The organism is Arthrobacter sp. 131MFCol6.1, assembly GCF_000374925.1.
Classification (GTDB): domain Bacteria; phylum Actinomycetota; class Actinomycetes; order Actinomycetales; family Micrococcaceae; genus Arthrobacter.
The window spans coordinates 1394035-1419963 of sequence record NZ_KB895541.1; the positions used below are offsets into that span (position 1 = coordinate 1394035).

Below are 25929 nucleotides of genomic sequence, written 5' to 3' on the forward strand. Positions count from 1 at the left end.
GACCTGAAATTCGGTCCTAGCCATTGTACGCAGACCGGCCGGCCGCTTGTGGCCGCCGGCGGCGGTCATGCCGCCGCCGGGGCCCTGCGGGGAGGATTTTAGTCCTCGAGGTCAACCTCGCGGACCATGTCAGCGCCGATCCCGGCCTTGATCGCGTCAAGGACCTGCTGGGGAACGGAACTGTCGATGGTCAGCAGGGCCAGCACCTGGCCGCCCTCTGCCTGGCGTGCCACCTGCATGCCGGCGATGTTGATGTTGTTCATGCCCAGGATGTGCCCGATCGTGCCGATCACGCCGGGGCGGTCCGTGTAGGCCACCACCACGAGGTGTTCGCTGATCGGGATTTCCACCTCGTAGCCGTTGACGCCGACCAGTTTCTGGATCTGCTTCGGGCCCGTCAGGGTTCCCGCGACGGAGATCTGGCTGCCGTCGCTGAGGGCGCCGCGAAGGGTCAGGACGTTGCGGTACGACTCGGTGTCCGGGGTCGTGATGAGCCGGACGTTGATGCCGCGCTGCTCGGCGATCACGGGGGCGTTGACGTAGGAGACCTGCTCGGTCACGACGTCGGCGAAGATGCCCTTGAGCGCCGCGAGTTCCAGGACCTTGACATCGAGCGAGGAGATCTCGCCGGCCACCTCGACGTCGAACTGGGTGAGGGAGGCATGGGTCAGCGCGGTGAAGATGCGGCCCAGCTTTTCCATCAGCGGGATGCCGGGGCGGACGTCCGGGGCGATGACGCCGCCGGCGACGTTGACGGCGTCGGGGACCAGTTCGCCGGCCAGGGCCAGGCGGACAGACTTGGCGACGGATACGCCGGCCTTTTCCTGGGCCTCGTCGGTGGAGGCGCCCAGGTGCGGGGTCACCACCACGTTGTCGAGTTTGAAGAACGGCAGGTCGGTGCTGGGTTCCTTGGAGAAGACGTCGACGCCGGCGCCGGCGATGTCACCGGCCTGCAGCGCGGTGTAGAGGGCTTCCTCGTCCACCAGGCCGCCGCGGGCGACGTTGACGACGTACGCCGTGCTCTTCATCTTCTTGAAGGCCTCGGCGCCGAGCATGCCGACGGTTTCCGGGGTCTTGGGCATGTGGATGGTGATGAAGTCCGACTGTGCCAGGAGCTCGTCGAGCGTCACCAGCTGCACGCCGAGCTGGGCGGCCCGGGCGGAGGTGATGTAGGGGTCGTACGCGAGGATCTTGGTGTCGAAGCCCTTCAGGCGGGCAGCGACCAGGGCGCCGATCCGGCCCAGGCCGATGATGCCGATCTTCTTCTCGAAGAGCTCGATGCCGGTGTACTTGGACCGCTTCCACTCCCCGTCCTTGAGGGCGGAGCTGGCCTGCGGGATGTGGCGGGCGAGGCTCAGGATGTGCCCGACGGTCAGTTCGGCGGCGGAGACGATGTTGGAGGTCGGCGCGTTGACCACCATGACGCCGGCCTGGGTGGCCGCCTTGATGTCCACGTTGTCCAGGCCGACGCCGGCGCGGGCGATGACCTTGAGGTTCTTGGCGGCGGCGATGGCCTCGGCGTCCAGCTGGGTGGCGGAGCGGACCAGGATCGCGTCGACGTCGGCGATCGCGGAGAGCAGCTGGGAACGGTCGGAGCCGTCAGTCTGGCGGATTTCAAAGTCCGGGCCGAGGGCCTCGACTGTGGCGGGCGAAAGTTCCTCAGCGAGGAGTACGACAGGTTTGGTGCTTGTCACCGGTGACCTCTTTAGCTCTCTTGTGTATCTGGTGGGGATTTTGGTGAATCGGGTGATGCGGGTGGTGCTGGACAGCAGGGAAGCCGGACCCCATGATGTGGTGTCCGGCTCCCCTGCCGGGCAGTGCCTAGCGGGCAACTGTTCCTTCGGTGTAGTCGTCTTCGTTCTTGATCCAGGAGAACAGCTTGCGCAGTTCGCGGCCGGTGGCCTCGATCGGGTGGTCCTCACCCTTCTTGCGCAGCGCCTTGAACTCCGGTGCGCCGGCGTCCTGGTCGTCGATGAAGCGCTTGGCGAAGGTGCCGTCCTGGATGTCCGCGAGGACAGCCTTCATGTTTTCCTTCACCTGCGGGGTGATGACGCGGGGGCCGGAGACGTAGTCGCCGTATTCCGCGGTGTCCGAGACGCTCCAGCGCTGCTTGGCGATGCCGCCCTCGACCATGAGGTCGACGATCAGCTTGAGCTCGTGCAGCACCTCGAAGTAGGCCACCTCGGGCTTGTAGCCGGCCTCGGTGAGGGTCTCAAAGCCGTACTGGATCAGCTGCGAGGCGCCGCCGCAAAGGACAGCCTGCTCGCCGAAGAGGTCGGTTTCGGTCTCTTCGGTGAAGGTGGTCTCGATGACGCCCGCACGGGTGCCGCCGATCGCCTTGGCGTAGGACAGGGCCAGTTCCTTGGCCTTGCCCGACGGGTTCTGCTCGACGGCGATCAGGTCCGGCACGCCGCGGCCGGCTTCGAACTCGCGGCGCACGATGTGGCCCGGGCCCTTGGGGGCGACGAGGGCGACGTCCACGTCGGCCGGCGGCTGGATGTAGCCGTAGCGGATGTTGAAGCCGTGGCCGAAGAACAGGGCGTCGCCCGGCTGCAGGTTCGGGGCGATGTCCTCGGCGTAAACGTGGCGCTGCACCTGGTCCGGGGTCAGGACCATGATGAGGTCGGCCTCGGCGACGGCGTCGGCAACGTTCAGGACCCGCAGGCCCTCGGCCTCGGCCTTGGCGCGGGACTTCGAGCCTTCCTTCAGGCCGACGCGGACGTCAACGCCGGAATCGCGCAGGCTGAGGGCGTGGGCGTGGCCCTGGGAGCCGTAACCGATGACGGCGACGGTGCGGCCCTGGATGATCGACAGGTCGGCGTCGTCGTCGTAAAACATTTCAGTCACTGGGGTGTCTCCTTTTGAGTGGATTCTTCGTAGATATTGTCTGTGGTGCTGCGGTACAACGGGGCGGCTCCGCCTGCGCGGTTTTTTACGCGGTCTTACGCGGTCTTACGCGCTGCGGAGTGCCCTGTCACTCATGGAGCGGGATCCCCGCCCAACGGCCAAGGTGCCGGACTGCACGATTTCGCGGATGCCGAATGGCTCAAGCACTGACAAGAGTGCTGTGAGCTTCTCGGGGTGGCCCGTTGCCTCAATGACCACCGACTCTGTGGAGACGTCGACCACTGAAGCGCGGAACAGGTCTGCAGCCTGGGTGACCTGCAGGCGTGTTGCGGCATCCGCACGTACCTTGACCAGGATGTGGTCACGCTGTACGGAAGATTCGGAGGTGAGCTCGACGATCTTGATCACGTTGACCAGCTTGTTCAGCTGTTTCGTGACCTGTTCGATCAGCTCGCCATCGGCGTCGACCACCACGGTCATCCGGGACATGCCCGGGACCTCGGTGGGGCCGACGGCCAGGGAATTGATGTTGAAGGCCCGGCGGGCGAAGAGGCTGGCGACGCGGGTCAGCACACCGGGCTTGTCTTCGACCAGAACGGACAATGTGTGGCGGGTCATGTTCAGTCCTCCTCTTCCCATTCCGGGGTCATGTTGCGGGCAACCTGGATCTGGTCGTTGCTGACCCCCGCGGGGACCATCGGCCACACCATCGAGTTGGGGCTCACGACGAAGTCGATGACCACCGGGCGGTCATTGATCTCCAGTGCCTTCTGGATGGTGGCGTCGATGTCCTCGTCGCGTTCGCACCGGAAGGCAGCGCAGCCGTAGGCGTCCGCCAGCTTGACGAAGTCCGGGATGCGGACCGTGTCGTGTCCGGTGTTGAGGTCGGTGTTGGAGTAGCGGCCCTCGTAGAAGAGGGTCTGCCACTGCCGGACCATGCCCAAGGAGGAGTTGTTGATGATGGCGACCTTGATGGGGATCTTGTTGATCGCGCAGGTGGCCAGTTCCTGATTGGTCATCTGGAAGCAGCCGTCGCCGTCGATCGCCCAGACCACGCGGTCCGGTTCGCCCACTTTGGCGCCCATGGCCGCCGGCACGGCGTAGCCCATGGTGCCGGCGCCGCCGGAGTTGAGCCAGGCGTGCGGGCGTTCGTACTTGATGAACTGCGAGGCCCACATCTGGTGCTGTCCGACGCCGGCGACATACACGCCTTCGGGTCCGGTCAGGGCGCCGATGCGTTCGATCACGCGCTGCGGGGCGCTGAGGCCGTCCTCGGGTTCGGTCCAGCCGAGCGGGTAGGTTTCCTTGAGGTTGTTAAGGAATGCCCACCAGGCGGTCAGGTCCGGGGTGCCGAAGGCTTCGAACTGCGTGCGCAGGGCCTCGGTCAGTTCCGGGATGATCTCCTTGACCGAGCCGACGATCGGGACGTCAGCCGTGCGGTTCTTGGAGATTTCCGCCGGATCGATGTCGGCGTGGATGACCTTGGCGTTCGGGGCAAAGGACTTCAGGATGCCGGTGACGCGGTCATCGAACCGGGCGCCCAAGGTGATCAGCAGGTCCGACTGCTGCAGGGCCGTCACGGCGGAAACCGTGCCGTGCATGCCCGGCATGCCCACGTGCTGCGGGTGCGAGTCCGGGAACACGCCCCGGGCCATCAGGGTGGTGACCACGGGGGCGCCGGTCAGCTCGGCCAGTTCGCGCAGCTCGGCCGAGGCGTGGGCCTTGACCACTCCGCCGCCGACGTAGAGCACGGGCTTGCTGGCGGCGGAAATGAGCCGGGCGGCCTCGCGGACCTGCTTGCTGTGGCCGCGCACCACCGGCCGGTATCCCGGGAGATCGATCTTGGGCGGCCAGGAGAACGTCATCTGGCCCTGCTGGGCGTCCTTGGCGACGTCCACGAGGACCGGGCCCGGGCGTCCGGTGGACGCCAGGTGGAACGCCTCGGCCATCACATGCGGGATGTCGTTGGGGTCCGTGACCAGGAAGGAGTGCTTCGTGATCGGCATGGTGATCCCGACGATGTCCGCTTCCTGGAAGGCGTCGGTGCCGATCACCCCGCTGGAGACCTGGCCGGTAATGGCCACTATCGGCACGGAGTCCATGTGGGCATCCATGATGGCGGTAACGAGGTTGGTGGCACCCGGGCCCGAGGTGGCGATGCAGACGCCAACCCGTCCGGTAACCATGGCGTAGCCTTGCGCGGCGTGGCCGGCTCCCTGTTCGTGACGGACCAGAACGTGGTTCATTTTGGAGGCCATCAAGGGGTCGTAGGTGGGCAGGATCGCGCCACCGGGCAAACCGAAAATGTCCTGGACGCCGAGTTCTTCGAGCGAGCGGACAATTGCTTGCGAACCGGTCATGACCGTCGGGGGTACGACGTTGTTCGGTCCGAGGACAGGAGAGACGGCAGCAGAGTCGACGCCGGCGTCAGCCGGACGTTCGACGCGTTCCGGAGCCTTGTGGGCTCCAGCGGACTTGGTGGCCATCAGCGAGGGGCTGATCGGCGATCCTTTGCTCATCGGACTCTTCCTTTGTGGATCTTCGGTGATCGTGGAACTACTGGGTTGTTCTGGTGGTGCGGGAAATAAAAAAACCCCTCAGCCGGCGGGCTCTTCGAGGGGTTGCGCGTGACGGTTCGTTACCAGTGAAGGCTATTGAGCCACGCGCTTGGTAAGTACGACGGAAACACCCGCAGTGCTCTCGACTGCAGGGCACTCAACTGCGGTGACTCCGGCTGTAACGATCTCGATCATGCGTTCAGTTTTCCCTCTGAGTGAGACGGGTGTCAACGAGCCCGGCCCGCGTCTCACTATTTGGACAACGGTGTCCACTGGTTGGGACCCTCGTTTTCCCTTGGCCCCGACGCTGAACGGCGAGCCGCCCATTTTGGCGGCAGGGCTTAATAAGGGAAACGCCGAGGGCCCCGGAGTGGGCGGCGCCCAGCGCCGTCCACTCCGGGTAGGCGTTACCCGTCAGCCGCAGTACGCGCCCGTGGAGGCGCTGTGGACGAGCTTGGCGTACTTGGCGAGCACACCCTTCGTGAACTTGGCCGGGAGCGGCTCCCAGCCGACCTTGCGGGCCTCGAGCTCGGCGTCGTCGACCAGGAGGTCGAAGGTGCGGGCCGCGATGTCCACGCGGATCCGGTCACCGTCCTTGACGAACGCGATGGGACCGCCGTCGACGGCTTCCGGCGCGACGTGGCCGATGCACAGGCCGGTGGTTCCGCCGGAGAACCGTCCGTCGGTCAGCAGCAGGACGTCCTTGCCCAGGCCCGCGCCCTTGATGGCGCCGGTGATGGCGAGCATCTCGCGCATGCCGGGGCCGCCCTTGGGGCCTTCGTAGCGGATCACTACGACGTCGCCCTTGTGGATCTCACCCTTATCCAGGGCATCGAGCGCGCCCTGTTCGCGTTCGAACACGCGGGCCGTGCCCTCGAAGACGTCGGCGTCGAAGCCGGCGCTCTTGACGACGGCGCCTTCCGGGGCCATCGAACCGTGCAGGATGGTGATGCCGCCGGTCTTGTGGATCGGGTTGTCCAGTGCGCGCAGGATCTTGCCATCCAGGTCCGGCGGGTTGATCGCGGCGAGGTTCTCGGCCACGGTCTTGCCGGTGACGGTGAGGCAGTCACCATGCAGCAGGCCGGCGTCGAGCAGTGCCTTCATGATGACCGGCACACCGCCGATCTTGTCGACGTCGGTCATGACGTAGCGGCCGAACGGCTTGAGGTCGCCCAGGTGCGGGATCTTGTCGCCGATCCGGTTGAAGTCTTCCAGCGTCAGCTCCACTTCGGCCTCGCGGGCGATCGCGAGCAGGTGCAGCACGGCGTTGGTGGAACCGCCGAAGGCCATGGTGACGGCGATCGCGTTCTCGAACGCCTTGCGCGTCATGATGTCGCGGGCGGTGATGCCCAGGCGCAGCAGGTTCACCACGGCTTCGCCGGACTTGTGCGCAAAGGCGTCGCGGCGGCGGTCCGCGGAGGGCGGTGCGGCGGAGCCGGGCAGGGACATGCCCAAAGCCTCACCGATGCAGGCCATGGTGTTGGCGGTGTACATGCCGCCGCAGGCGCCCTCGCCCGGGCAAATTGCCTTTTCGATGCGGTCCAGGTCCTCGCGGCTCATCTTTCCGGCGGCGCACGCACCGACGGCCTCAAACGCGTCGATGAGGGTGACTTCCTTTTCGGAGCCGTCCTCGAGCTTGACCCAGCCGGGCATGATGGAGCCGGCGTAGAGGAACACGGCGGCCAGGTCCAGGCGGGCCGCGGCCATCAGCATGCCGGGCAGCGACTTGTCGCAACCGGCCAGGAGCACGGAGCCGTCGATCCGCTCGGCCTGCATGACCGTCTCGACGGAGTCGGCGATGACTTCACGGGACACCAGGGAGAAGTGCATGCCCTCGTGGCCCATGGAGATGCCGTCCGAGACGGAGATGGTGCCGAACTGCATGGGGAACCCGCCGCCGGCGTGGACGCCTTCCTTGGCGCCTTGGGCGAGCCGGTTCAACGAAAGGTTGCAGGGGGTGATCTCGTTCCACGAGCTCGCCACGCCGATCTGCGGCTTGGCGAAGTCGTCGTCGCCCATGCCGACCGCCCGGAACATGCCGCGCGCGGGGGCGGCGTGGATTCCATCGGTAACGACCCGGCTGCGGGGCTTGATGTCCGGCTTGGTGTCTGCTGCTGTTTGGGTGTCCTGACTCATGGCTCAAAGTCTAGGGCTCGGCCACAGGCGCCAACGACCCAAGAACGGAGCGTTAAGCGGAAAACCGGGAATATGTCGATCAAATAGTGGACTCTCGTCTCACATAATGACACCGGGGCCTGATTTGCCTTAGGCCCGGTGAGCCGCGTCACGCAGTTCCGGGGCTTCGGCGACACCCTGGGCCTCGGCCTTGAGCATCGCCAGGACCTGCTGGATGGTGGTCCGGGCCGCGACGTCCGGACGGGCCAGCGCCACGATGCTCCGGCTGGCCTTCACGCCCTCGAGCGGGCGCAGGACGAACCCACGGCCCTGGTTGCTGACCGCCGTGTACCGCGGCAGCAGGCTCAGCCCATGCCCGGCGCTGACCAGGGCTTCCAGGACCCGCAGATCCGGGAACTGCTGGGCCCGGACGGCCTGCGCGTCGGCCCGTACCTCGATCTGGCGCAGCACGGTGTCGAAGGGAAAGCCCTCCGGGACTCCCATCCACGGAAAGCCGACGACGTCCTCGGCGCACAGTGTGGCTTTGCCGGCCAAAGCGTGCCCGGCCGGCAAAGCCACATCCAGGGGTTCGTCCAGCAGCGGCACCACCGTCAGGCCCTGGCCGCCGAAGACTTCCGGACCGTCGACGCTGTGCGCCAGGACGATGTCGTAGTCCGCGGTCAGCCCGGCGAACCCGGCAACGCCCGGGTCCTCGAAGTGCGCCTCGAACCGGAGCCCCTCGACGGCCTTGACCCGGTGGAGCATGCCCGGCAGGAACATCTCCGCGGCGCTGGGAAAGAAGGCTGCCAGCACCCGCGTCTGCCAGCCGCGCCGGTACGTGTCGATGGTTGCTTCCGCCCGCGCCATGGCCGTCGAGACGTCGGCGGCGGCGCCGGCCATGGCCAGTCCTGCCTCGGTAAGGCGCACTCCCCTGCCGGACTTCTCCACCAGGACGACGCCCAGTTCCTCCTGCAGGGTCTTCAGCTGCTGCGACACTGCCGATGGCGTGACCTTCATGGCCTCGGCCGTGGCGCCTACGGTCCCGCGGCCGGCGAGTTCGCGCAGAATCTGCAGTCGCTTGAAATCCATGAGGCGAGGCTACACGCCGGGCCGGGTTTGATTCCGGTTCGGGGCTGCTCACCAGGCCGGAGATCCGCTCCAGGCATGCCCGGCATTTGGCCGCCGGGAGGGTGGACAGCCGGCTTTGCCCGGACGTAACGTCAAGCATCGGCAACCATGTCTCATGGGCTGAATACGGACTGAAAGGCTCTGCTATGGACTGGATCGTCTGGCTCGTCGTCATCATCGTGGTGGTCGCTGTGGTTTGGTGGCTGCTGAACCGAAACAAGAGCCGCCCGGGCGCAGATTCCTCATCCGCCGCAGGCACCAGCACCAACACCGGCACCTCTGCCCGTTCCACGGCGGCGTCTGATTCGGAGGCAGCCAGTCCGACGGCGCCGAGTGGTTCGGCGGCCAGTCCGACGGCGGCGGCGGGTACGGCAGCGATGGCCGGCCCGGCAGCGGCCGGGGCCGCGGGTCCGACGGCGGCCGCCGGTGCCGCAGCGATGGCCGCGCCCAATGCAGCATCTGCACCTGAGCCGGACGCACCTGCCCGGGAGGCCACGGCTGCCCCCGAGGCGGCGGGCGCCGCGGCCCCGACAGTCGAGCCGGGCGCCAAGGCGGCCCCAGAGGCAGCGGCCGCAACGGGCAATGCCGAGTGGGAGACCCAGTGGTCCGAGACCGCCCCGCCGGCGGAGACGCACACCGCCGGAGCCCACGTTGAGCCGGCCCGCGGTGCGCACGCTGTGACGGCCGCCGAGCTTGGCGCGGCTGCGGAGACTGGCGCGGCGGGCCTGCCCGTCCACCACCCCGAATACACTGAGCCCCACGCGCCGACTCTGCCCGGGGCGGAATCGGCAGCCGCGGAACCGGTCGACGACGAGGACTCGGTTACCGGCACGGCCACTACAACCAGCACTGGCGCCGGCACCGTCCCCGCCTCTGGCACTGGCACGGCGATGCCCGCGGCACCCGACGCCGGGACTGGCACGGCGATGCCCGCGGATCTCGCTGAGCCGGAAACGACGCAGACGGCAGCCTCGCCAGCGGCGGCCGGGGCCTCCGCCAGCCAAACGGCCGAGCCCACCGGCCATTTGGCCACTGAGCAGCCCTACGGGGAGGGGTCAGCGGCTCCGGCGGCGGACGGAAGCGGCCCGGAGGGTTTCACCGTCAAGGGCAATGCCTCGTCGATGATCTACCACGACGAGACCAGCCCGGCGTATGAAGAAACCCGGGCTGAGGTGTGGTTTGCCTCCCCGGCCCACGCCGAAGCGGCCGGGTTTCGGCCGCCGCGCCGGACACGGCTGTAGCCGGCGGCCCGGGCCGTCGGCCCACGCCTTCCCATCGCGTCCGTTGATGCTCCCCCGTTTCACCCGCAGGCGCTTCATTGGCAGGGCAGCGGCCCGGGCCACCGCGCTGGCCGTTGCCCTGTTTTTCTTGAGTGCCTGTACCGGCGGCTCAACCTCGCCCGTGGTTCAGCCGGGAGACCGCACTGCCACCGGCGCAACAGCTACGGCCGGGGCAGCGGGTGAGCCCACCGTTGCGGGGCGGGTTAGCGGGCTGCAACTGCCGTGGTCCACGGTCTATCTACCCGACGGCACCGCGGTCATCTCCGAGCGCGACACCGCACTGCTCAGGACCATCAAAGACGGGCAGCTGGGTACGGTCGGCAAAGTGCCCGGCGTCGTTCCCGGCGGCGAAGGCGGCCTCCTGGGCCTTGCCCTTTCCCCCGACTTCGCGTCGGACCGGTACCTCTACGCCTACTTCACCGCGGCGGCGGACAACAGAATCGCCCGCATGCGGCTGGACGAACGTGGCGGCCGGCTGGAGCTCGGCGCCCTGGAACCGGTTTTCACCGGTATTTCCAAGGCCGGCACGCACAACGGCGGCCGGATCCGCTTTGGGCCCGACGGTTTCCTGTATGTGGGGACCGGTGACTCCCAGCGCCGGGAGCAGCCGCAGGACCGCGCGGCGCTGGGCGGGAAGATCCTCCGCCTCACTCCGGATGGCCGGCCGGCGCCGGGAAACCCGTTCGGCGACAACCCGGTCTACAGCTTTGGCCACAGGAACGTCCAGGGACTGGCCTGGGACAGCGCGGGCCGGCTGTGGGCCAGCGAATTCGGCCCCGACGTCAACGACGAGCTCAACCTGATCGTGCCGGGCGGCAACTACGGCTGGCCCGAGGTGACGGGTGCCCCTCACCGCCCCGGTCTCCTGGACGCCAAAGTGGTGTGGCCGTCGACGGCGGAGTCCTCCCCCAGCGGACTCGAAATTGTCGGCAGCATTGCCTATCTGGGCGCCCTTCGCGGTCAAAGACTCTGGGTTGTACCCCTCAACGGCGAATTCGCCGGAGATCCTGTGAGCTATTTCACAGGAAAGTATGGCCGGGTGCGCAACGTTTCCCTCGCTCCTGACGGCCGTCTGTGGCTCCTCAGTAACGGCCAAAACCCTGATTTCGCGCTGATTTTGAACCTCCCCGGCTGACGTGGACCATCCAGCGCCCCTCGATTTCACACGACAGCCAATCTCGTGTAGAGTTTCATGTCGTTGCGGAGAACAACGCGGGAAATAAAAAGCCCCGGTGAACGAAAACAACAGATGCACCTCTAGCTCAACTGGCAGAGCAATTGACTCTTAATCAATGGGTTCCGGGTTCGAGTCCCGGGGGGTGCACCAACGAAAACCCCGTCTTTACTGGCCTAACGGCTGGCAGAGGCGGGGTTTTGTTTTGCTCCGTATGGCTTTGGGGGATATTTATGGGCTATGTATTCTGGCCCGACCCCCGGCAGCGGAAGCCCAAGGCCGCCCACACAGCTTCATCCGGAAGGTCCTGAAGGCGATGGGCCCGGCAGCCGGCACCGAAATGGCATCACGTGGACGGCGCAACCCTGCTGCGCGTCAACGGCAAGCTGTCCCCGAGCGTGAACGCCCAGTACACCGCCGCCTTCGGCAAATAGTCCCCCATACCCGCACAGAAGCCCGGTCACCCCTCGAGGCGGCCGGGCTTCTCCACGCCTTGCCAGCTACGGTCAGTCCTGCCTAAACCGCCGTCAGGATTTGTCGCCGCTGTTGCACGCCTACGGCGCCAGAAGCTGACAGACGTCGGTCACGGTGCCTGGGCCGGTGAGTCCCGCGTTCGGGTATACCGGTCCATTCAGAGTCCAGGTCTCCAGACCCACTGCGAGGAAGACGCCAGGCGTCCCGTAGACCTTCGGAACCGTGATCAGGTTTCTTCCCGTCGACGTGATGACAAAGTCGCCGACGTTGAAGTCAAACGCCCACCGCACGGTCCCGTTGAGTGCGGTCCTAACCACTTTCGAGGCCGGGGCAGGGCCCGTCAGAGTAACCGCGGTAGAAGCATTTGTGACGGCAAAAAGCCTTATCTCAGAGGGAGGGGAGGGATGGATGAAGTCAATATACTTGCTCTTGCTCGAGCCGATGACCTGGACATCAATCTGGAAGCCGGGGCAGTCGAGTTGGAAGGGGGACGTGTCGTTAGGTATCGGGGGCGCGGCGACGGCGGCGCCCGTCCCGGCGAAAAGTCCGACTCCGACCGCGAGGGCGATGGGTATGAGTGCGCGCTTCATGAGGTGGCTCCTTCGTAGCTTGCGAAAAAGTCCCCCCATGGGCACGGGAAAATCCCTGACGAACGTCCGCGCATCATAGGCCCGCGGCGCGGGGCCAACAAGCGTAGGGCCTACTTGTCGGCCGGCGAATCGCCCGCGGGAGGCCGAGCCCACCAGGGCCACTACCTGAATCTTGTGCCAGACCGGCAGCCGGTGAGGCACAGTCCGTCTTCCGCACACATGGGGCGCATGACCGCCCTTCGTGATGAAGCCCAGAACGCCGAGACCGCCCCGGGGCGTCTTGACGAGCTCGCCCACCTCCCCGGGGACCGGAGAAGAGGTCACGACAGCTGCGCTCTGGGAATTGCTCACCGGCGCCTACGAGACGATCATCCTGGACGAGGACCGGGAAGTCTGGGTTCTAATCGACGCCGCCGCACCTCAGCCGGTCCGTCCGCCACGCGGCGAGGACTCCCCCGACTACCTCACCCGCGCCCGCCTCGGGGACCGCAACAGCGAATGGGTCACCCACGCGAGCCTGGCCGAGGCCCGCACCGAGATCGAGTCCCTCATTGGCGGCGGGACCGCCGCCAATGACATGGTCATCTACGCCCGCGAGGACAAGGATCGCATCGACTTCTACCCCGTCGCGCGCATCGAGGCAGGAACAGCCCTCGGAGAGCTACCCTGGCAGACAGCGAGCAGGCCTTAGCCAGAAGGGCCAAACCAGTCCAGATCCGCCGTGACTACAACTGTCAAGCCTTCTGATCTATCCACGGACTCGTTCAACGCTTAGCGTGACGCCTATAACTTCTGTTGACATGGGGGCGTCGATGTTGCGGATAACAAAGTTGGAATTTCCTACCGTCGTCGGATTCCTGGGCGGATTCGTCTCGGGACTCTTCGCCCAATTCATTGACGTCTCCCAGCCCTTCTGGGTGGTGCTAAAAGTTGGGCTTCTCATCGCCACGTTTGGGTTTGCTGCTGCAAACCTCATCGGTCTCGCTGTCGTTAGGAATCGCCGCTCGTCCAGGAATGGAGACGGTTAGGCCAACGATGCGAAGATGCTGAGCCCCGAGACAACACGGTCGTTCGTCGTTGGACCGGCTTGTTGTCGCCGGCGCAGCCGCCAACGGCGTAAGTCTGGCCGTCAACGCGAGAATCGCCATCAAGGATCCCGCGATAGACAACAGCACTGGTGAATGCCGCAGCGCTGGGCAGTGAAGGGGAATTCAAGGTGCACGTAGATCAGCGGAAAATCGGCAGGGCAATCGTAGGCGGATTCATTGGAATGGCGGTGGGATTCCTCATCGCCCTCCTGATTTATGGGCTTCAGGTTGCTGACGCGCTCGTGGCTTTCCTCTGGTGCCTGCCATTTATTGCTGTCATCGCGTTCATGTATGTGAGGGAGAAACCATACGGCATTGAGCGGCATCCGGGTGAAGACGAGTAGGGAGACGGCGTGGCGTGCTTTCGTCCGAAGTATTCGGACCCGTGAAGACTCCGAGACCTCGACAATGGGCAACCGGGCGGTGAGGGCTGCGGGCGTCTCCGCATCAAAGCGATCCGCGAGGAGCGGTTCCAGGAAACAGCGGCAGCGGCCAAGTCCCTGATGGAAGCCGCCTACGACGGATGAACCGCTGACACTGCACCCTGTCGGGCGTCTCCGTCATCGAGGGCCCGTCAGAATGTACCGCGTCTCCGTGTGCAGGCCCGGCTGCGGCCACCTGAGCGCCGAGCCAGCTTCGGGCGGAGACTAGGACCGTGCTCTTTGTTGGCGATGAGCTTCCGGGCACGCTCACGAAGCGGGCCGCGGTGCAGGCGTCACCATCCACCGGGAAGCCGTCGGGGTAGCCGTCAATGGCGGTTGCGCCGCTTTCGCATACGGTGATCAGGATCTTCATGGCACTTTATGCGCACGGCGGCCCGCGCCCCGCTCGCCCGCTCAGACTCCGGGCCGGCACTCCCCTTGGCCGAGGAGGGCCAGGCCGTTGAGGTCCCCGGCCTGGTAGCTGTTCAGGCCGGCAGCGTCGGACGGGTTCATCAGCTGGGTCGGGTCCTGGACGTGGTCCAGCCCCACGACATGGCCGAGTTCGTGTTCGATGGTGCCGAGGGCCTGGGCCGGGCCTTCGAACTTGATCAGGGTCTGCAGGCCGGTCGCGTTCAGCTCCAGCTGGCCGCTGACGTAGGTGAAGTCCGTGTCTCCGATACTGACGGCCTCGCTGCCGCCCCGGCCCAGTATGGTGTCCCCGTCATGGAGGTCGGTGAAAGTGGGTTCCTCGGCGGTGGTTTCCCAGGCGATGAGCACGGGCGCCCACCGGTCCCCGTAGCGGGCCGGCTGGTAGGAGTCGCGCTGCGCTGACGGCGCCTCTGTGGTGGGCCCGTCGTTGATGAACACCAGCCCGGTCGCGCGGGAAACCGCGTCGATTGCCTGCTGGATGAGTTCCGGCCCGGCGGCGGGCTCGTTGGCGGAACGAGTGACGTAGTGGATGGGCCGGCACGGATCGTACTTGACCGGTTGCCCGTCATCGTCGGTATCCATGAAGGCGTAGGCGGCGGACGTGGCAGGCACCGGTGCGGGCCGTCCGAGCGGGGCAGCGCCCTCTTCCCGGCCCGGGGTCGGGTAGTCGGTGAGGGGCCCGGACCCGGCGGCGTCCGCAGGATAAGCATCTGCCGGAGACGGGATCAAAGGTGCCAGCAGGTTGGGCATGCCAAGGTCGGGGGCTTGACCGGGGCCGCCGAGGAACGCCGACGGCTTCAGGTCACCGTGCAGGTAGAGGCTGAATCCGGCCAGGAGCGCGCCGGCTGTCACGACGGCGGTGACCTTGAACAATGCCCGGAAGAGGCGGATCGGCCATGGGGCGCGGCGGGCCCAGGCGTCCCGGACGGCGGAGGAAGAGGTGTGCACCTGACCCGCGTCCCAGGCCGGTAGCAGCGGTGCGGAATTACCGCGCCAGCCCTCGGGCGGGGCCGGGTTGCCGGCCATTTCTTCAAGCTTCCACAGCGGAATCCGCTTCGGTTCCCCCAGCTCCCCCGGCTCACCCATCTGCGCCTGTACCCCCATCGTCGTCGGCTCCGGTGTCAGCGTAAGGGAAACTGAGGCGGCGCACCACGTCCAAGGCCGCTTTCACTCCGGCCTGATAGGTGTCGGCGGCGTCGCCGCGGGGCGCGGCCCGGACCGCCCAGACAGCGGCTGCGTATTCGCGGTGAATCCGTTCGCGGGCTTCGGTGAGCTCTTTTCGGCCGCCATCCGCAGTTCGTGCGGGATCTGGTCCGCGGAGCGGCAGAACGTGAGCAGGTATCGGTGGCTGTCCGAGGGGTCGATGACTGGCATTCCCAGATAGCTGGCCGCGTCGGAGAACTCCTTCGCCCGCCTCGACGAGCTGCCCGAGGCGGCCGCCGGCGGGCTGCGCAACGATCATTGCGGTCCCAGATCCTGGAGCCGGACGGTCCGTTCTTGCTGGTTCCCTGGTGGTCATAGTTGCAGTGGGAATCGCGTTCAAGTTGCATTCAAGGCGGCGCGATGACGATGAAGACAAGTCACCGACCGCGTAGCCGCAAACTGGCACGTCCTGTCCTACTAGCGCCAGAAACGCCGCGCCTGCACACCTGTGGAATAGGGCGGGTGACCGCAATGCAGGTGCAGCGGGCGGCCCTTTGTGATCAGCGAGGATCCCTAGCTGGCTGACGTCAATCAGCCCTGACTGGGGCGAACCGGATGAGTTTCGTCGTGGAGGTCGGGCCGGCCACAAAGTGCTTGGTCAGGTGTCGCCTGATTCCCGGGATAACCCGATGCCCATGACGATCAGAACCGGGACTGACAGCAAGAAGTTGAAGAAGAACATGCCGACACCGGATCGGCCGGCAAGGTGGAGGACACCGACAAAGAGGGCGAACCCTGCGAAGCTCAACACGGTGACGGGCGCGCCCCTCTCCCAGCCCCGCTGTTTGGCCAACAGCACAATGCCAGCTGTGAGCGTCCCGCCCGCAGCGACGAGTGAAAGGAAGGCCAGGAAACCGAGTCCTTGGGATGCTCCGACCAGAAATTGCAGGAACAGCCAGGCGCCCAGCACGATCGACGTAGTGCCTGCCGCGATACGGTATCCAGAGGACCTCGAAGCCGGCGTGTACGTCCATCTGCCGTCCGGTGAATACTGCAGCGGCGGTGCCGGCGGGTAGGCCGAATACGGCTGCTGAGCCTGGTACAGGTACGGCTGCTGGCCGTAAGGCGGAGCGTAGGTCTGGGGTGCAGCGAGATGCGGCTCGTTGCCCGGGACGGGACCGAACTGCCCCTGCCGCGGGTGGGGCGGCGTCTGGGCATACGGCGGTACTGGCGGGACGGCCGGGATGTTCTCAGTCAAGGTTCCCCATTACGTTGCGAGCGATTCGAAGTCAGATTACATGCGGCTTGCGGATTAGGCCATGACGGGAAGTGCAGTCCGCCGGGGCTCGGAACTCCGCACTCCTCAGCGAGGTAACTTGACCATGCGCGGACATCTTGTTCGGGTCGAAGGGCGGGGCCACGCGGTGTCGTCGTCCGCGAGGCATGGAGGAGGTATCCGCAGGCGCCTGCCCGCCGGGCCGGGATGACTTGTAATCCAAAGGACTGACCGTAGACTCTGCCCATGTCTGGACCTGGGGGAACGAAAACAGTCCGCGTCGCTGCAGGACTCATTGTTGGCATGCTTATGGCCGGTGGCGTGGCCGCCTGCGCCTACGAGGACGACGGCGATCCGCGGCCGACGGCGGCCGGGCAAAGCCACCGGCCGGCCCCCGCCGCCCCGACGAAAGATCCGGGGGTTCTGGGCGTGGAAGCGAGCAACTACGCCGAACTGCATAAGCGTCTGGCCGAGGCGCCAGGGTCCGCGCTCCTCTCCGACGCCGGTCCGGCGGACGGGCCAGGGGTTGGCTTCACCAAAGCCGCAACGGTGACGGTTGCCGGTCCGCACACAGTCACCGCGGCCTGCGTGGGCGTCCCCCATGCCCAGATCTACCTCTCCCAAAACTCGCCGGCCGGAACAGAGCACACGGTGTTGGATGTCGATTGCTCGCGAACCCAATCGCAGGTCGTCCAACTGCAGAAGGGCTACGTCAGTGCCCAGTTGACCCGCCCGGACCCGACCGGCGCCTGGACCGGGGCGGTCGCCGGAATCAAAGTCACGGGCCAGTGAGCCACCCGACGACGGCCCCCGTTACGAACGCAACGAAGACGAGCGCTTAAGGGCGCTGCAAGGGAGCCGCGCCGGGCCGGGATTCCCTGGCTGCCGGCGGTTTAACCCTACGATGGTGAGGATGAACTCCATCCGGAAGGCCTCGTACGCATCCGCCGTGGCCCTGCTGCTCGCGGCCTCGCCGTTAGCCCTTGCGTTGCCCGCGGCGGCCGGGCCCTGTAAGCCGGCTGGCCTTCTTCCCGTGAAGATCTGCCCCGCCTCGCCGACGCCTGGCCCTCCGTCCGCTTCCCCGACGCCCAGCGCGACTGCCCCGGGCAATGCAGCGCCGCCGTCGGAACCCGCACCGTCCCAACCGCCGTCACAGCCGCCGTCTCAAGGCCAGGTTCCCGGGCAGGTCGCGGCTCCGCCGACGCCGGGCACCGCCCCCTCCGAAAGCCACGGAGCCGCTGCCGCGCCGGCCACGGGTGCTGTTCCGGCCCCAGCTACGGCGGGCACGCCCGCGCCCCAGTCACCGGATGCGGGCCAAGGCTCAGAGCCTTCAGAGCCCTCAACGGCGAATCCTTCCGGAGCGGCGGCCGGCCGGGGCCGGGTTGGTCCCGGACCCGACGGGCAAGGCGGTCTCGCCGGAGGATTACTGCTGGCGCTCAGCGGCCTGCTCATAGGCCTCTCCGCGGCCATTGGCCTCCGCCGGCCCGCCCGGCCATGAAACGGCCGCCGAACCGTCACAGTGAACTGTGTGGTTCAGCGGCCGCCTCATGCACATCGATTTATCAGACCTTCTCGCGGGACCGGTCGCGTACCTTCTCCGGCTCTTCGACCGTGAACTCCTTGCTGCGGCGGGGGAAGGCCCAGAACCTGAATTCCGGCGCCTCCGCCCGGGTCTCCGGGCGATCCTCAGATTCCTTTGCGGCATCCTTCCTGGTATCCCGCCAGGAATCCCTGTTATACGAATAGCACATCACTGACCTCCTTCATGGTGATTGCCTATTAATCGTCCTCCCGATCCGCTGGCGCGTCGATACTTCCGGACTGCCCTTTGTGCCCGGGCGGCAGGCTGGCCCCGGGGTCCAGCGGACGGGTCTGCGCCGTCGGCTGGCCTTCCCGCCGGCACGGGCCGCGGTTAGACTCCATCCAATGCACCACTGCGACCAATGGGGGAATCATGGAGTTGCTCATCCTGGGCATTGCGGCCGTTCTCATCGTGATCGCGACCATCATCCGCGACCTGCGGCAAAAGTCCTGTCGCATGCGCACCGGCTCGGACCCGGAATCGGAACGGGCCCTCAGGGATTTCAAGCACGGGAGGACCGTTGGCCTCTCGCATTTCGTCGGCCTCGACAACACGGGTCACCGCCGCTGACGCCGCTCCCCCTTGCAGCCACCCCTGTACGCTTTGTCCCAGAACAGAACAAGCGAACGCGCCACGCCCCGCAAAGGATGAACAGCCATGACCGTCCCGCCCAACGCCTCCGCCCCTGGCCCTGGCTGGTATCCGGACCCGGCAGGCTCGGGCCGGCTTCAGTGGTGGAACGGTTCGGCCTGGACCGGCCAGTTCAGCGCACCCCAGTTCCAGGCGCCGGCGCCCCGGCACCCGGTGGCACCGCGCAGGCGCATCAGTGACCGGACACCGGTCTACAACGCGTACATCTGGACAATTGTGGCCCTGCCGCTCGTGCCGCTCATCCTGCTGATGTTCTGGAACCCTGTGCTCCGGCTGCGCACCGTGGGCCCGCGGCAGACCCAGACAGTTGATCCGGCGTCGATTTTCACGGCGCCTTACTTCCTCTTCATAGCCATCAGTTTCGTGGCCTACGGCGTGTCCGCCCTCCTGGCGTACCTGGACTGGGACCGGCTGCGCAAGGACGGCGTTGTCCGGCCGTTCCACTGGGCGTGGGTGTTCCTCAGCAGGGAGGTCTACGTGATTGGGCGCTCCGTGATCGTCCACGAGGTCGCCCCGCGGCGCGGGCTCGCCCCGGTGTGGGTCACGATCAGCGTCGTCTTGCTCACGGCGGTGCTCACCGGCCTCAAACTGTCCGCCATCGTGGCCACCCTGGCGAACCAGGCAGTAACGGTGTAAGCAGCGTCGGTGCAGGCAGCGTCAATCCAGGCAAGCAGCCAACGTGCCGGGGCTGATCCGATCGCCAGCATCCTGGCTCCTGAAACGATCCGTCCGATTGCGGCAGAAACAGGGTCTTTAGTGCATTTTGGGAGTCAATGCAGGGGCGTTGACTGGAAAGGTGCTCCAGGCAACTGTCCTGGAAGGACAGGTCTTGCAGACCCGGACCGACAACAAACCGCCGGCCATAGAGCCCGACGCGACCACCAAAGATGACACTCAGATCTCCCGGTGCCCTCACTGAGGATCGCGTCGGCAGACACGGAATCATGGGCCCCGGCAGCATGCCTGCACGGCCCGCCCCGGTGCCAGGGAAATCGATCTCCGTAAGGACCAAGTTTCATGAACAAGGCTATTCGCATCATCGGAACAACCGCGGTGACCGCCGCACTGGGCCTTGGCGCCGGCGCCCTGCCTGCCAGCGCCGCCGCTACCATTTCCACCACCTCCGCCAGCTCCTGGAGCCAGTCCTCATTTGAGAACCGGCACCACATGCGGGACAACAACCGGCACGACACACGCAATGGCTGGTGGGACGGAGAGAACCGGTGGCATGACAACGCCGACGGATGGGGTTGGCGCGACGACCATGGCAATTGGCGTGACGACAACGACCACCGCGGCTCGTGGACGGGCCGGGACGGCTGCCGGCATGACAAGGACGGGTTCTGGGACCATAACGGAAACCGGCACGATAACAAGAAACACAACCACCACAGGAACCCTTGGTGACCGGTCACCACTGAAGGCCTCGAGAACGGGATCTATTGGGACGGCGGGAAACCCTGCCGTCACGTTCCCCGTTTCCCCACAGCGGGGTTGCTAATTCACCGGGGTGGCCCCGGCAGCGGCGCCCGGCTCGGCGCCCGTGACGATGGCCTTGGCCTCCGGCGAGGAGGACCTGGTTGCCAGCACCCTGACCACGGCCTGGAGCTCCTGGCGCAGCAGGTCGGGGTCAATGGGCGTGGCGGCGAGCACGGAACGTTCCATGTCGGCGGCCGCGGCAACCGCCTGGCGCCCCTGGTCAGTCAGCGACACCACGTGGCTGCGCCGGTCGGAGGTGCTGCGGTGCCGCGAAATGTGGCCGTGCGCTTCCAGCCGGCTCAGTGTCTTGCCCATCGTCTGGGCCTGGACCCGGACGAGTTGGGCCAATTGGGCTTGCGTCATCGGCCCATTCGCCGAGAGCACCTCCATGGCGATCACCCCGGCATGGGTCAGGCCAATGGCCCCCAATTTTTCGTTCCAGGAGTGTTCTACAAGACGTGCTGCCGTGGACAATAGGCGGCCCGTGGGCCAGCGATCCATATCAGGCATACCCAAGAGTATAGCGAGCAGCGGATTCGTCCGGCGCCGATCGCGTCACTACGCTGGATTACCACCCCCATTTCATGACGAACCTCACCAAGGAGACACCCGTGCCTGAGCGACTCACCGCCGGTGCCACAGCACCGGATTTCACCCTCAAGAATGCCGAAGGACAGGACGTCAGCCTGCGCGATTTCCGGGGCCGGAAGACCGTGATCTATTTCTACCCGGCGGCCGCCACGCCCGGATGCACCAAGCAGGCCTGCGATTTCCGGGATTCCCTCGGCGCACTACAGGCCGCTGGTTATGAGGTGGTGGGCATCTCGCCCGACCCCGTCGGGAAGCTTGCGGCGTTCGCGGCCGCCGAAGGGCTGAGCTTCCCGTTGCTCTCCGACGAGGACCACTCCGTCGCCGAGGCCTACGCGGCCTGGGGCGAAAAGAAAAACTACGGCAAGACCTACCAAGGCCTGATTCGCTCCACGATCGTCGTCGACGCCGACGGCCAGGTTGCCGTCGCGCAGTACAACGTCCGGGCCACCGGGCACGTCGCCAAACTTCGCCGGGACCTGAAACTCGACGCCTAATCCCCGGGCCTCTGCTCCGTCCGCCCGCGGGCAGCCGTTGCAACCAGCAAACCGGCAATAGGTACAATAGAGCCTGGCGTCCGCCGCCGGGGTTCTTTCCCGGGACGACGACGGCGCCGCGCGCGAGTGGTGAAATTGGCAGACACGCAGGATTTAGGTTCCTGTGCCTTCGGGCGTGGGGGTTCAAGTCCCCCCTTGCGCACAGAGAGAACCCCGGTCTTCGGACCGGGGTTCTTGTCGTTTCCGGCGCTGTTCCGGGTTTTTCCCGGAGTTTTGAAGCCGCCAAAAAGAATTTCACATCCGCACCCATCCGTTTCCTCCGAGCAGCCGAATACCCATTGAGACACCAACCAAGGGTCGGTGCCCAACAGTCGGGAAAGGGCCGCAGCGGCAAATATTCGCCGCCGGCAAACATCGGCACAACAAAGGAGAAACCGAAATGCAGAACATCAAGCGCACCACGTTCGCCGTTGCAGGTATCGCAGCTGCCGCCATGCTCAGCCTCACTGCCTGTGGCGGATCCAGCGCCTCATCGGCCCCCGCCTCCCCGGCACCGTCCTCCGCACCGGCGGAATCCAGCATGGCGTCGCCCTCCACGAGTGCCTCCGCCGCAGCCATGGATCCGGCCGCCAACCTCGTCGGCTCCGGCTGCGCCGCGTACGCCGCCCAGGTTCCCAGCGGTGCCGGTTCCGTCTCCGGCATGGCGCTTGACCCGGTAGCCACCGCGGCGTCCAACAACCCGATCCTCACCACCCTGACCGCCGCCGTTTCCGGCAAGCTCAACCCCAAGGTCAACCTGGTGGACACGCTCAACGGCAGCGAATTCACCGTCTTCGCCCCGACCGATGACGCCTTCAAGAAGATCGATCCGGCCACGATCGAGGCCCTGAAGACGGACGACGCCACGTTGAGCAAGATCCTGACCTACCACGTGGTCCCCGGCAAGATCACCCCGGACCAGATCGTCGGCACCCACAAGACCGTTCAGGGCGGTTCGGTGACGGTCACCGGCACCAAGGATGCCCTCAAGGTTGACAGCGCCAACGTCGTCTGCGGCGGCGTCCAGACCGCCAACGCCACTGTCTACATGGTCGACTCTGTCCTGATGCCCAAGTAGGCAGCCCTTTTGCACTCCTGCCCGGCTCCAGCCTGACTCCCTGGACCACTAGGAGAAGCGGAGGCCCGCACCACCTGGTGCGGGCCTCCGCTTTTTTGCGCTGCCGTGCGCCGTGCGGCGGTGTGCCACAAGAGCTGGCGGACCCGGCCGTCAACTAGACTGGGGCTGGTCCGCAGCCGGCGGACCATCCAGTTCCCAGAGGTGATTCTCGAGTGCCCAGCAGTACAGTGCCCAGCAGGACAGTGCGGCGGATTGCCGCCAGCATCGGGGCCGCCCTCCTTGTCCTGCCGCTCGCGTCCTGCACGGGCAGCCTCGGCCCGGCACCCAGTTCCCCCACCGCCTCTGCCACCGCCAGCGCGGCCCCTGCCGCGGTTTTCACCTTCGGCACCGGCTCGGAGCCGCTCGGGCTCGATCCTGCCCTGGTCTCCGACGTCGAGTCCTACCGCGTCACCCGGCAGGTACTGGAAGGCCTCGTCGGCGTAGACCAGACCACCGGCCAGCCCACGCCACTGCTGGCCACCGAATGGTCCCAGAGCGATGAAGGCCGGACCTACGAGTTCAAGCTGCGCGGCAACGTTAAATTCCAGGACGGGACGCCGTTCGATGCCGCCGCGGTCTGCACCAACTTCAACCGCTGGTTCCACTTCTCACCGGCCCTCCGCGAACAAGCCACCGGCACCACTTTCAAGGGCGTCTTCAAGGCCCATGCGGACCAGGCGCCGCTGTCCATATACAAGAACTGCACCGCCGTTGCGCCGGACAATGTGCGGATCGGCCTCACCCAGCCCTTCACGGGTTTTCTCCAGGCCCTCACCCTCCCGGCCTTCGCGATCTCTTCGCCCAAGGCCCTCGCCGCGGAGAACGCCGACATCCTGAACCAGAGCCGGGGCGGGCAGCCGGTGTCCGCCTACGGCCTCCACCCGGTAGGCACCGGGCCGTACGTTTTCGACTCGTGGGACTCGGGCAGCGTCTCCCTGGCCAGCAACAAGGACTACTGGGGGGACAAGGGACAGATCGGGACCATCAAATTCGTGACCTACGATCACCCGCAGACCCGGATGCAGGCGCTCCTGGACGGCAAGATCGACGCCTACGACGCCGTCACCGTAGGAAACTTCGACCAACTGGTCAAGAGCGGAAAGCAGATCATCCAACGGGACCCGTTCTCCGTGATGTACCTGGGCATGAACCAGCAAGTCCCCATCCTGCAGAACCTCAAGGTGCGCCAGGCGATTGAAATGGCGCTGGACAAGGACACGCTGATCCGCCGGTTCTTCATCGACAACACGGCCCAGGCGTCCCAGTTCGTTCCGCCCAAGCTCAGCGGCTTCAACAACAATGCCGCGGCGCTCGGCTACAACCCAGGCAAGGCCAAGGAACTCCTGGCCGAGGCCGGCTACAAGGGCGAGGAGCTGAAGTTCTACTATCCGCTCAACGTCACGCGGCCCTACCTGCCGACGCCGGAAAAGGTGTACGCCGAAATCAGCCGGCAACTGACCGCCGTCGGGCTCAACGTCAAGCCCGTACCGGTGGACTGGGCTGACGGCTACCTGCAGAAGGTCACCTCCCCGGGCGACCACGCCCTGCACCTGCTGGGCTGGAACGGCTCGTATTCGGACCCCGACAATTTCGTGGGCCCGCTCTTCGGCGAGAACACCGGCGAATTCGGTTACCAGGATCCCCAGGTCTTCTCCAAGATCGCCCGGGCCCGGGGCCTGCCGGACGGCAAGGACCGCACCGAGGAGTACCAGACCATCAACGGACAGATCGCGGCCACGGTGCCCGCGGTTCCCATTGCCTTCCCGATCTCGGCCCTGGCGCTCTCGGACCGGGTGCTGAAGTACCCGGCGTCGCCGGTGCTGAACGAAGTTTTCACAAAGGTCGAGCTAAGGCCTTGACGCCCGGGGCCAATTTCAGTTAGTGGGCGGTGCGGGATATTCTGTGACAGCCAGAGCCGCTGCTATCGGAGACTGATTGTGACTTTCATTTCCAAGACCCAACACGCCGACGTCGTACTGATTGGCGGCGGCATCATGAGCGCCACGCTCGGCGCCTTCATCAAGCAGCTTGAGCCGAACTGGACCATCTCGCTCTTTGAGCGGCTGGACGAGCCGGGACTGGAAAGCTCCGACCCGTGGAACAACGCCGGCACCGGACATGCCGCCCTGTGTGAGCTTAATTACTCCCCCGCAGCCAAAGACGGCTCGGTGGACCCCGGCAAGGCCCTGAACATCAACGAGCAGTTCCAGCTGTCCCGCCAGTTCTGGTCCCACCTCGTCTCGAACTCGCTGATCGGCTCCCCCAAGGGCTTCATCAACACCGTTCCGCACATGAGCTTCGTGATCGGCGAGGACCACACCAAGTTCCTCCGCACCCGCTACGAGGCACTCAAGCCGAACCCGCTGTTCCGTTCGATGGAGTATTCCGAGGACCACGCGCAGATCGCCAAGTGGGCCCCGCTGATCGTCAAGGGCCGCGACCCCAAGCAGCGCGTCGCGGCAACCCGCGCCGTCGAGGGCACCGACGTCGACTTTGGCGCCCTGACCCGCGAGCTGACCACATACCTGGGCAACAACGGCGTGGAGATCAACTACGGCCACAACGTCAGCGACATCAAGCGCGCGTCCGGCGGCGGCTGGGACCTGTCGCTGAAGCACGCCAAGAGCGGCGAGCACGGCTCCATCCACGCCAAGTTCGTGTTTGTCGGCGCCGGCGGCGGGGCACTGCACCTGCTGCAGGCCTCCGGCATCCCGGAAGGCAAGGGGTTTGGCGGTTTCCCGGTCTCCGGCCAGTTCTTCCGCTGCACCGACGAGACCATCGCTGCCCAGCACAGCGCGAAGGTCTACGGCCAGGCGTCTGTCGGCGCCCCGCCCATGTCCGTGCCGCACCTGGATACCCGCTACGTCAAGGGCAAGCGGTCCCTGCTGTTCGGCCCGTACGCCGGCTTCTCCACGAACTTCCTCAAGAGCGGCTCCTACCTGGACCTGCCCCTGTCCATCCGCCCCTCCAACATCATCCCGATGCTGGCCGTGGCCAAGGACAACATGGACCTCACCGCCTACCTGATCAAGGAAGTCGCCAAGCGCCACGGCGACAAAGTCGAGGCCCTGCGGGAGTACTACCCCGAGGCCAAGGACGGCGACTGGGAGCTCATCACCGCCGGCCAGCGGGTCCAGATCATCAAGAAGGACCCGAAGAAGGGCGGCGTGCTGCAGTTCGGCACCGAGGTCATCGCCGGACGCGACGGCACCATCGGCGCCCTGCTCGGCGCATCCCCCGGCGCGTCCACCGCTGTGCCGATCATGATCGAACTGCTCCAGAAGTCCTTCCCGAAGAACTTCAAGGGCTGGCAGTCCAAGCTCAAGGACATGATGCCCGGCTACGGTGTCAAGCTCAACGACAACCCTGAGCTCGCCGCCAAGCTGGAGGCCGAGACGGCCAAGACGCTGCAACTCGAACAGGTCACCGCCAGCAACTAAGCCGGGGCCCGG

The 25929-nt window shown here is 66.2% G+C and carries 22 protein-coding genes and 2 tRNA genes; 14 read left to right on the plus strand and 10 right to left on the minus strand.

What is annotated here, in order from left to right:
• Positions 1–98: 98 nt before the first annotated feature.
• The 6 genes from serA to C566_RS0106515 all read right to left on the minus strand — a co-directional run bounded on the left by serA (position 99) and on the right by C566_RS0106515 (position 8609).
• Positions 99–1694, minus strand: coding sequence for a phosphoglycerate dehydrogenase (gene serA / locus C566_RS0106490; RefSeq protein ID WP_018773529.1), 1596 nt, complete (start codon positions 1692–1694; stop codon positions 99–101).
• A 127-nt stretch (positions 1695–1821) separates the two neighbouring features.
• A complete protein-coding gene (ilvC, locus tag C566_RS0106495; protein WP_026266449.1) occupies positions 1822–2847 on the minus strand; it encodes a ketol-acid reductoisomerase in 1026 nt (341 codons plus the stop codon).
• A 105-nt stretch (positions 2848–2952) separates the two neighbouring features.
• Positions 2953–3465, minus strand: a complete 513-nt coding sequence (ilvN, locus tag C566_RS0106500) for an acetolactate synthase small subunit (protein WP_018773531.1) — start codon at positions 3463–3465, stop codon at positions 2953–2955.
• A gap of 2 nt (positions 3466–3467) precedes the next feature.
• On the minus strand, positions 3468–5366 hold the full coding sequence (locus tag C566_RS0106505; protein WP_018773532.1) for an acetolactate synthase large subunit: 1899 nt from the start codon (positions 5364–5366) through the stop codon (positions 3468–3470).
• A 453-nt stretch (positions 5367–5819) separates the two neighbouring features.
• Complete coding sequence (gene ilvD / locus C566_RS0106510; RefSeq protein ID WP_018773533.1) at positions 5820–7541, minus strand: dihydroxy-acid dehydratase; 1722 nt, start codon at positions 7539–7541, stop codon at positions 5820–5822.
• A gap of 129 nt (positions 7542–7670) precedes the next feature.
• Entirely contained in the window at positions 7671–8609 is a 939-nt protein-coding gene (locus tag C566_RS0106515; RefSeq protein WP_018773534.1) for a LysR family transcriptional regulator, read from the minus strand.
• Between the two features lie 185 nt (positions 8610–8794).
• Here C566_RS0106515 and C566_RS0106520 point away from each other — a divergent pair, with 185 nt between their 5' ends.
• The 3 genes from C566_RS0106520 to C566_RS0106530 all read left to right on the plus strand — a co-directional run bounded on the left by C566_RS0106520 (position 8795) and on the right by C566_RS0106530 (position 11255).
• Entirely contained in the window at positions 8795–9889 is a 1095-nt protein-coding gene (locus C566_RS0106520; protein WP_020608500.1) for a sunset domain-containing protein, read from the plus strand.
• A gap of 46 nt (positions 9890–9935) precedes the next feature.
• Complete coding sequence (locus tag C566_RS0106525; protein ID WP_018773535.1) at positions 9936–11063, plus strand: PQQ-dependent sugar dehydrogenase; 1128 nt, start codon at positions 9936–9938, stop codon at positions 11061–11063.
• A gap of 116 nt (positions 11064–11179) precedes the next feature.
• Positions 11180–11255 (plus strand) — tRNA-Lys (locus tag C566_RS0106530).
• Between the two features lie 401 nt (positions 11256–11656).
• Here C566_RS0106530 and C566_RS0106540 read toward each other — a convergent pair.
• On the minus strand, positions 11657–12166 hold the full coding sequence (locus C566_RS0106540) for a hypothetical protein (RefSeq protein ID WP_018773536.1): 510 nt from the start codon (positions 12164–12166) through the stop codon (positions 11657–11659).
• 280 nt (positions 12167–12446) lie between these two features.
• On the opposite strand from C566_RS0106540, the gene C566_RS0106545 reads away from it, so the two are divergent.
• Positions 12447–12857, plus strand: a complete 411-nt coding sequence (locus C566_RS0106545) for a hypothetical protein (protein WP_155846748.1) — start codon at positions 12447–12449, stop codon at positions 12855–12857.
• Between the two features lie 486 nt (positions 12858–13343).
• Positions 13344–13598 (plus strand): hypothetical protein, encoded by a 255-nt coding sequence (locus C566_RS0106550; RefSeq protein WP_018773539.1) that lies wholly within the window; start codon positions 13344–13346, stop codon positions 13596–13598.
• A 492-nt stretch (positions 13599–14090) separates the two neighbouring features.
• Here the strand turns inward: C566_RS0106550 and C566_RS0106555 are convergent, their stop codons facing one another.
• Complete coding sequence (locus C566_RS0106555) at positions 14091–15209, minus strand: peptidase M10A and M12B matrixin and adamalysin (protein ID WP_155846749.1); 1119 nt, start codon at positions 15207–15209, stop codon at positions 14091–14093.
• 697 nt (positions 15210–15906) lie between these two features.
• Positions 15907–16506: a hypothetical protein gene (locus C566_RS22645; protein ID WP_155846750.1), complete on the minus strand. Its 600-nt coding sequence runs from the start codon at positions 16504–16506 to the stop codon at positions 15907–15909.
• Positions 16507–16770: 264 nt separating this feature from the next.
• On the opposite strand from C566_RS22645, the gene C566_RS0106570 reads away from it, so the two are divergent.
• The 4 genes from C566_RS0106570 (at position 16771) to C566_RS0106590 (ending at position 20164) form a co-directional block, all read left to right on the plus strand.
• The gene (locus tag C566_RS0106570) at positions 16771–17316 is read left to right on the plus strand and encodes a hypothetical protein (RefSeq protein WP_043465768.1); all 546 of its coding nucleotides are present in this window, start codon (positions 16771–16773) and stop codon (positions 17314–17316) included.
• A 1162-nt stretch (positions 17317–18478) separates the two neighbouring features.
• Positions 18479–18676 carry a hypothetical protein gene (locus C566_RS0106580; RefSeq protein ID WP_018773545.1) on the plus strand — a complete coding sequence of 66 codons (198 nt, stop codon included), beginning with the start codon at positions 18479–18481 and terminating at the stop codon, positions 18674–18676.
• A gap of 87 nt (positions 18677–18763) precedes the next feature.
• Positions 18764–19393 (plus strand): DUF2510 domain-containing protein, encoded by a 630-nt coding sequence (locus tag C566_RS0106585; RefSeq protein WP_026266451.1) that lies wholly within the window; start codon positions 18764–18766, stop codon positions 19391–19393.
• A 381-nt stretch (positions 19394–19774) separates the two neighbouring features.
• Positions 19775–20164, plus strand: coding sequence for a hypothetical protein (locus C566_RS0106590; RefSeq protein ID WP_018773546.1), 390 nt, complete (start codon positions 19775–19777; stop codon positions 20162–20164).
• 90 nt (positions 20165–20254) lie between these two features.
• Here C566_RS0106590 and C566_RS0106595 read toward each other — a convergent pair whose 3' ends face one another.
• Positions 20255–20737, minus strand: coding sequence for a MarR family transcriptional regulator (locus C566_RS0106595; protein ID WP_051082230.1), 483 nt, complete (start codon positions 20735–20737; stop codon positions 20255–20257).
• Between the two features lie 110 nt (positions 20738–20847).
• Between C566_RS0106595 and bcp the strand changes: the two genes are divergently transcribed.
• The 5 genes from bcp (at position 20848) to C566_RS0106620 (ending at position 25917) form a co-directional block, all read left to right on the plus strand.
• Positions 20848–21321 carry a thioredoxin-dependent thiol peroxidase gene (gene bcp, locus C566_RS0106600; RefSeq protein WP_026266452.1) on the plus strand — a complete coding sequence of 158 codons (474 nt, stop codon included), beginning with the start codon at positions 20848–20850 and terminating at the stop codon, positions 21319–21321.
• Between the two features lie 120 nt (positions 21322–21441).
• A tRNA-Leu gene (locus C566_RS0106605) sits at positions 21442–21523 on the plus strand.
• Between the two features lie 237 nt (positions 21524–21760).
• Positions 21761–22438, plus strand: a complete 678-nt coding sequence (locus tag C566_RS0106610; protein ID WP_018773549.1) for a fasciclin domain-containing protein — start codon at positions 21761–21763, stop codon at positions 22436–22438.
• Positions 22439–22680: 242 nt separating this feature from the next.
• A complete protein-coding gene (locus tag C566_RS0106615; RefSeq protein WP_018773550.1) occupies positions 22681–24336 on the plus strand; it encodes an ABC transporter substrate-binding protein in 1656 nt (551 codons plus the stop codon).
• A 78-nt stretch (positions 24337–24414) separates the two neighbouring features.
• Positions 24415–25917, plus strand: a complete 1503-nt coding sequence (locus C566_RS0106620) for a malate:quinone oxidoreductase (protein ID WP_018773551.1) — start codon at positions 24415–24417, stop codon at positions 25915–25917.
• Positions 25918–25929: the final 12 nt, after the last annotated feature.

Bases quoted from the DNA above. Each gene is read 5' to 3' on its own strand.
- ilvN (WP_018773531.1), bottom strand. From the start codon at position 3,465: ATGACCCGCCACACATTGTCCGTTCTGGTCGAAGACAAGCCCGGTGTG.
- C566_RS0106505 (WP_018773532.1), bottom strand. From the start codon at position 5,366: ATGAGCAAAGGATCGCCGATCAGCCCCTCGCTGATGGCCACCAAGTCC.
- ilvD (WP_018773533.1), bottom strand. From the start codon at position 7,541: ATGAGTCAGGACACCCAAACAGCAGCAGACACCAAGCCGGACATCAAG.
- C566_RS0106515 (WP_018773534.1), bottom strand. From the start codon at position 8,609: ATGGATTTCAAGCGACTGCAGATTCTGCGCGAACTCGCCGGCCGCGGG.
- C566_RS0106520 (WP_020608500.1), top strand. From the start codon at position 8,795: ATGGACTGGATCGTCTGGCTCGTCGTCATCATCGTGGTGGTCGCTGTG.
- C566_RS0106525 (WP_018773535.1), top strand. From the start codon at position 9,936: ATGCTCCCCCGTTTCACCCGCAGGCGCTTCATTGGCAGGGCAGCGGCC.
- C566_RS0106540 (WP_018773536.1), bottom strand. From the start codon at position 12,166: ATGAAGCGCGCACTCATACCCATCGCCCTCGCGGTCGGAGTCGGACTT.
- C566_RS0106555 (WP_155846749.1), bottom strand. From the start codon at position 15,209: ATGGGGGTACAGGCGCAGATGGGTGAGCCGGGGGAGCTGGGGGAACCG.
- C566_RS0106570 (WP_043465768.1), top strand. From the start codon at position 16,771: ATGTCTGGACCTGGGGGAACGAAAACAGTCCGCGTCGCTGCAGGACTC.
- C566_RS0106580 (WP_018773545.1), top strand. From the start codon at position 18,479: ATGGAGTTGCTCATCCTGGGCATTGCGGCCGTTCTCATCGTGATCGCG.
- C566_RS0106585 (WP_026266451.1), top strand. From the start codon at position 18,764: ATGACCGTCCCGCCCAACGCCTCCGCCCCTGGCCCTGGCTGGTATCCG.
- C566_RS0106590 (WP_018773546.1), top strand. From the start codon at position 19,775: ATGAACAAGGCTATTCGCATCATCGGAACAACCGCGGTGACCGCCGCA.
- C566_RS0106595 (WP_051082230.1), bottom strand. From the start codon at position 20,737: ATGGATCGCTGGCCCACGGGCCGCCTATTGTCCACGGCAGCACGTCTT.
- C566_RS0106610 (WP_018773549.1), top strand. From the start codon at position 21,761: ATGCAGAACATCAAGCGCACCACGTTCGCCGTTGCAGGTATCGCAGCT.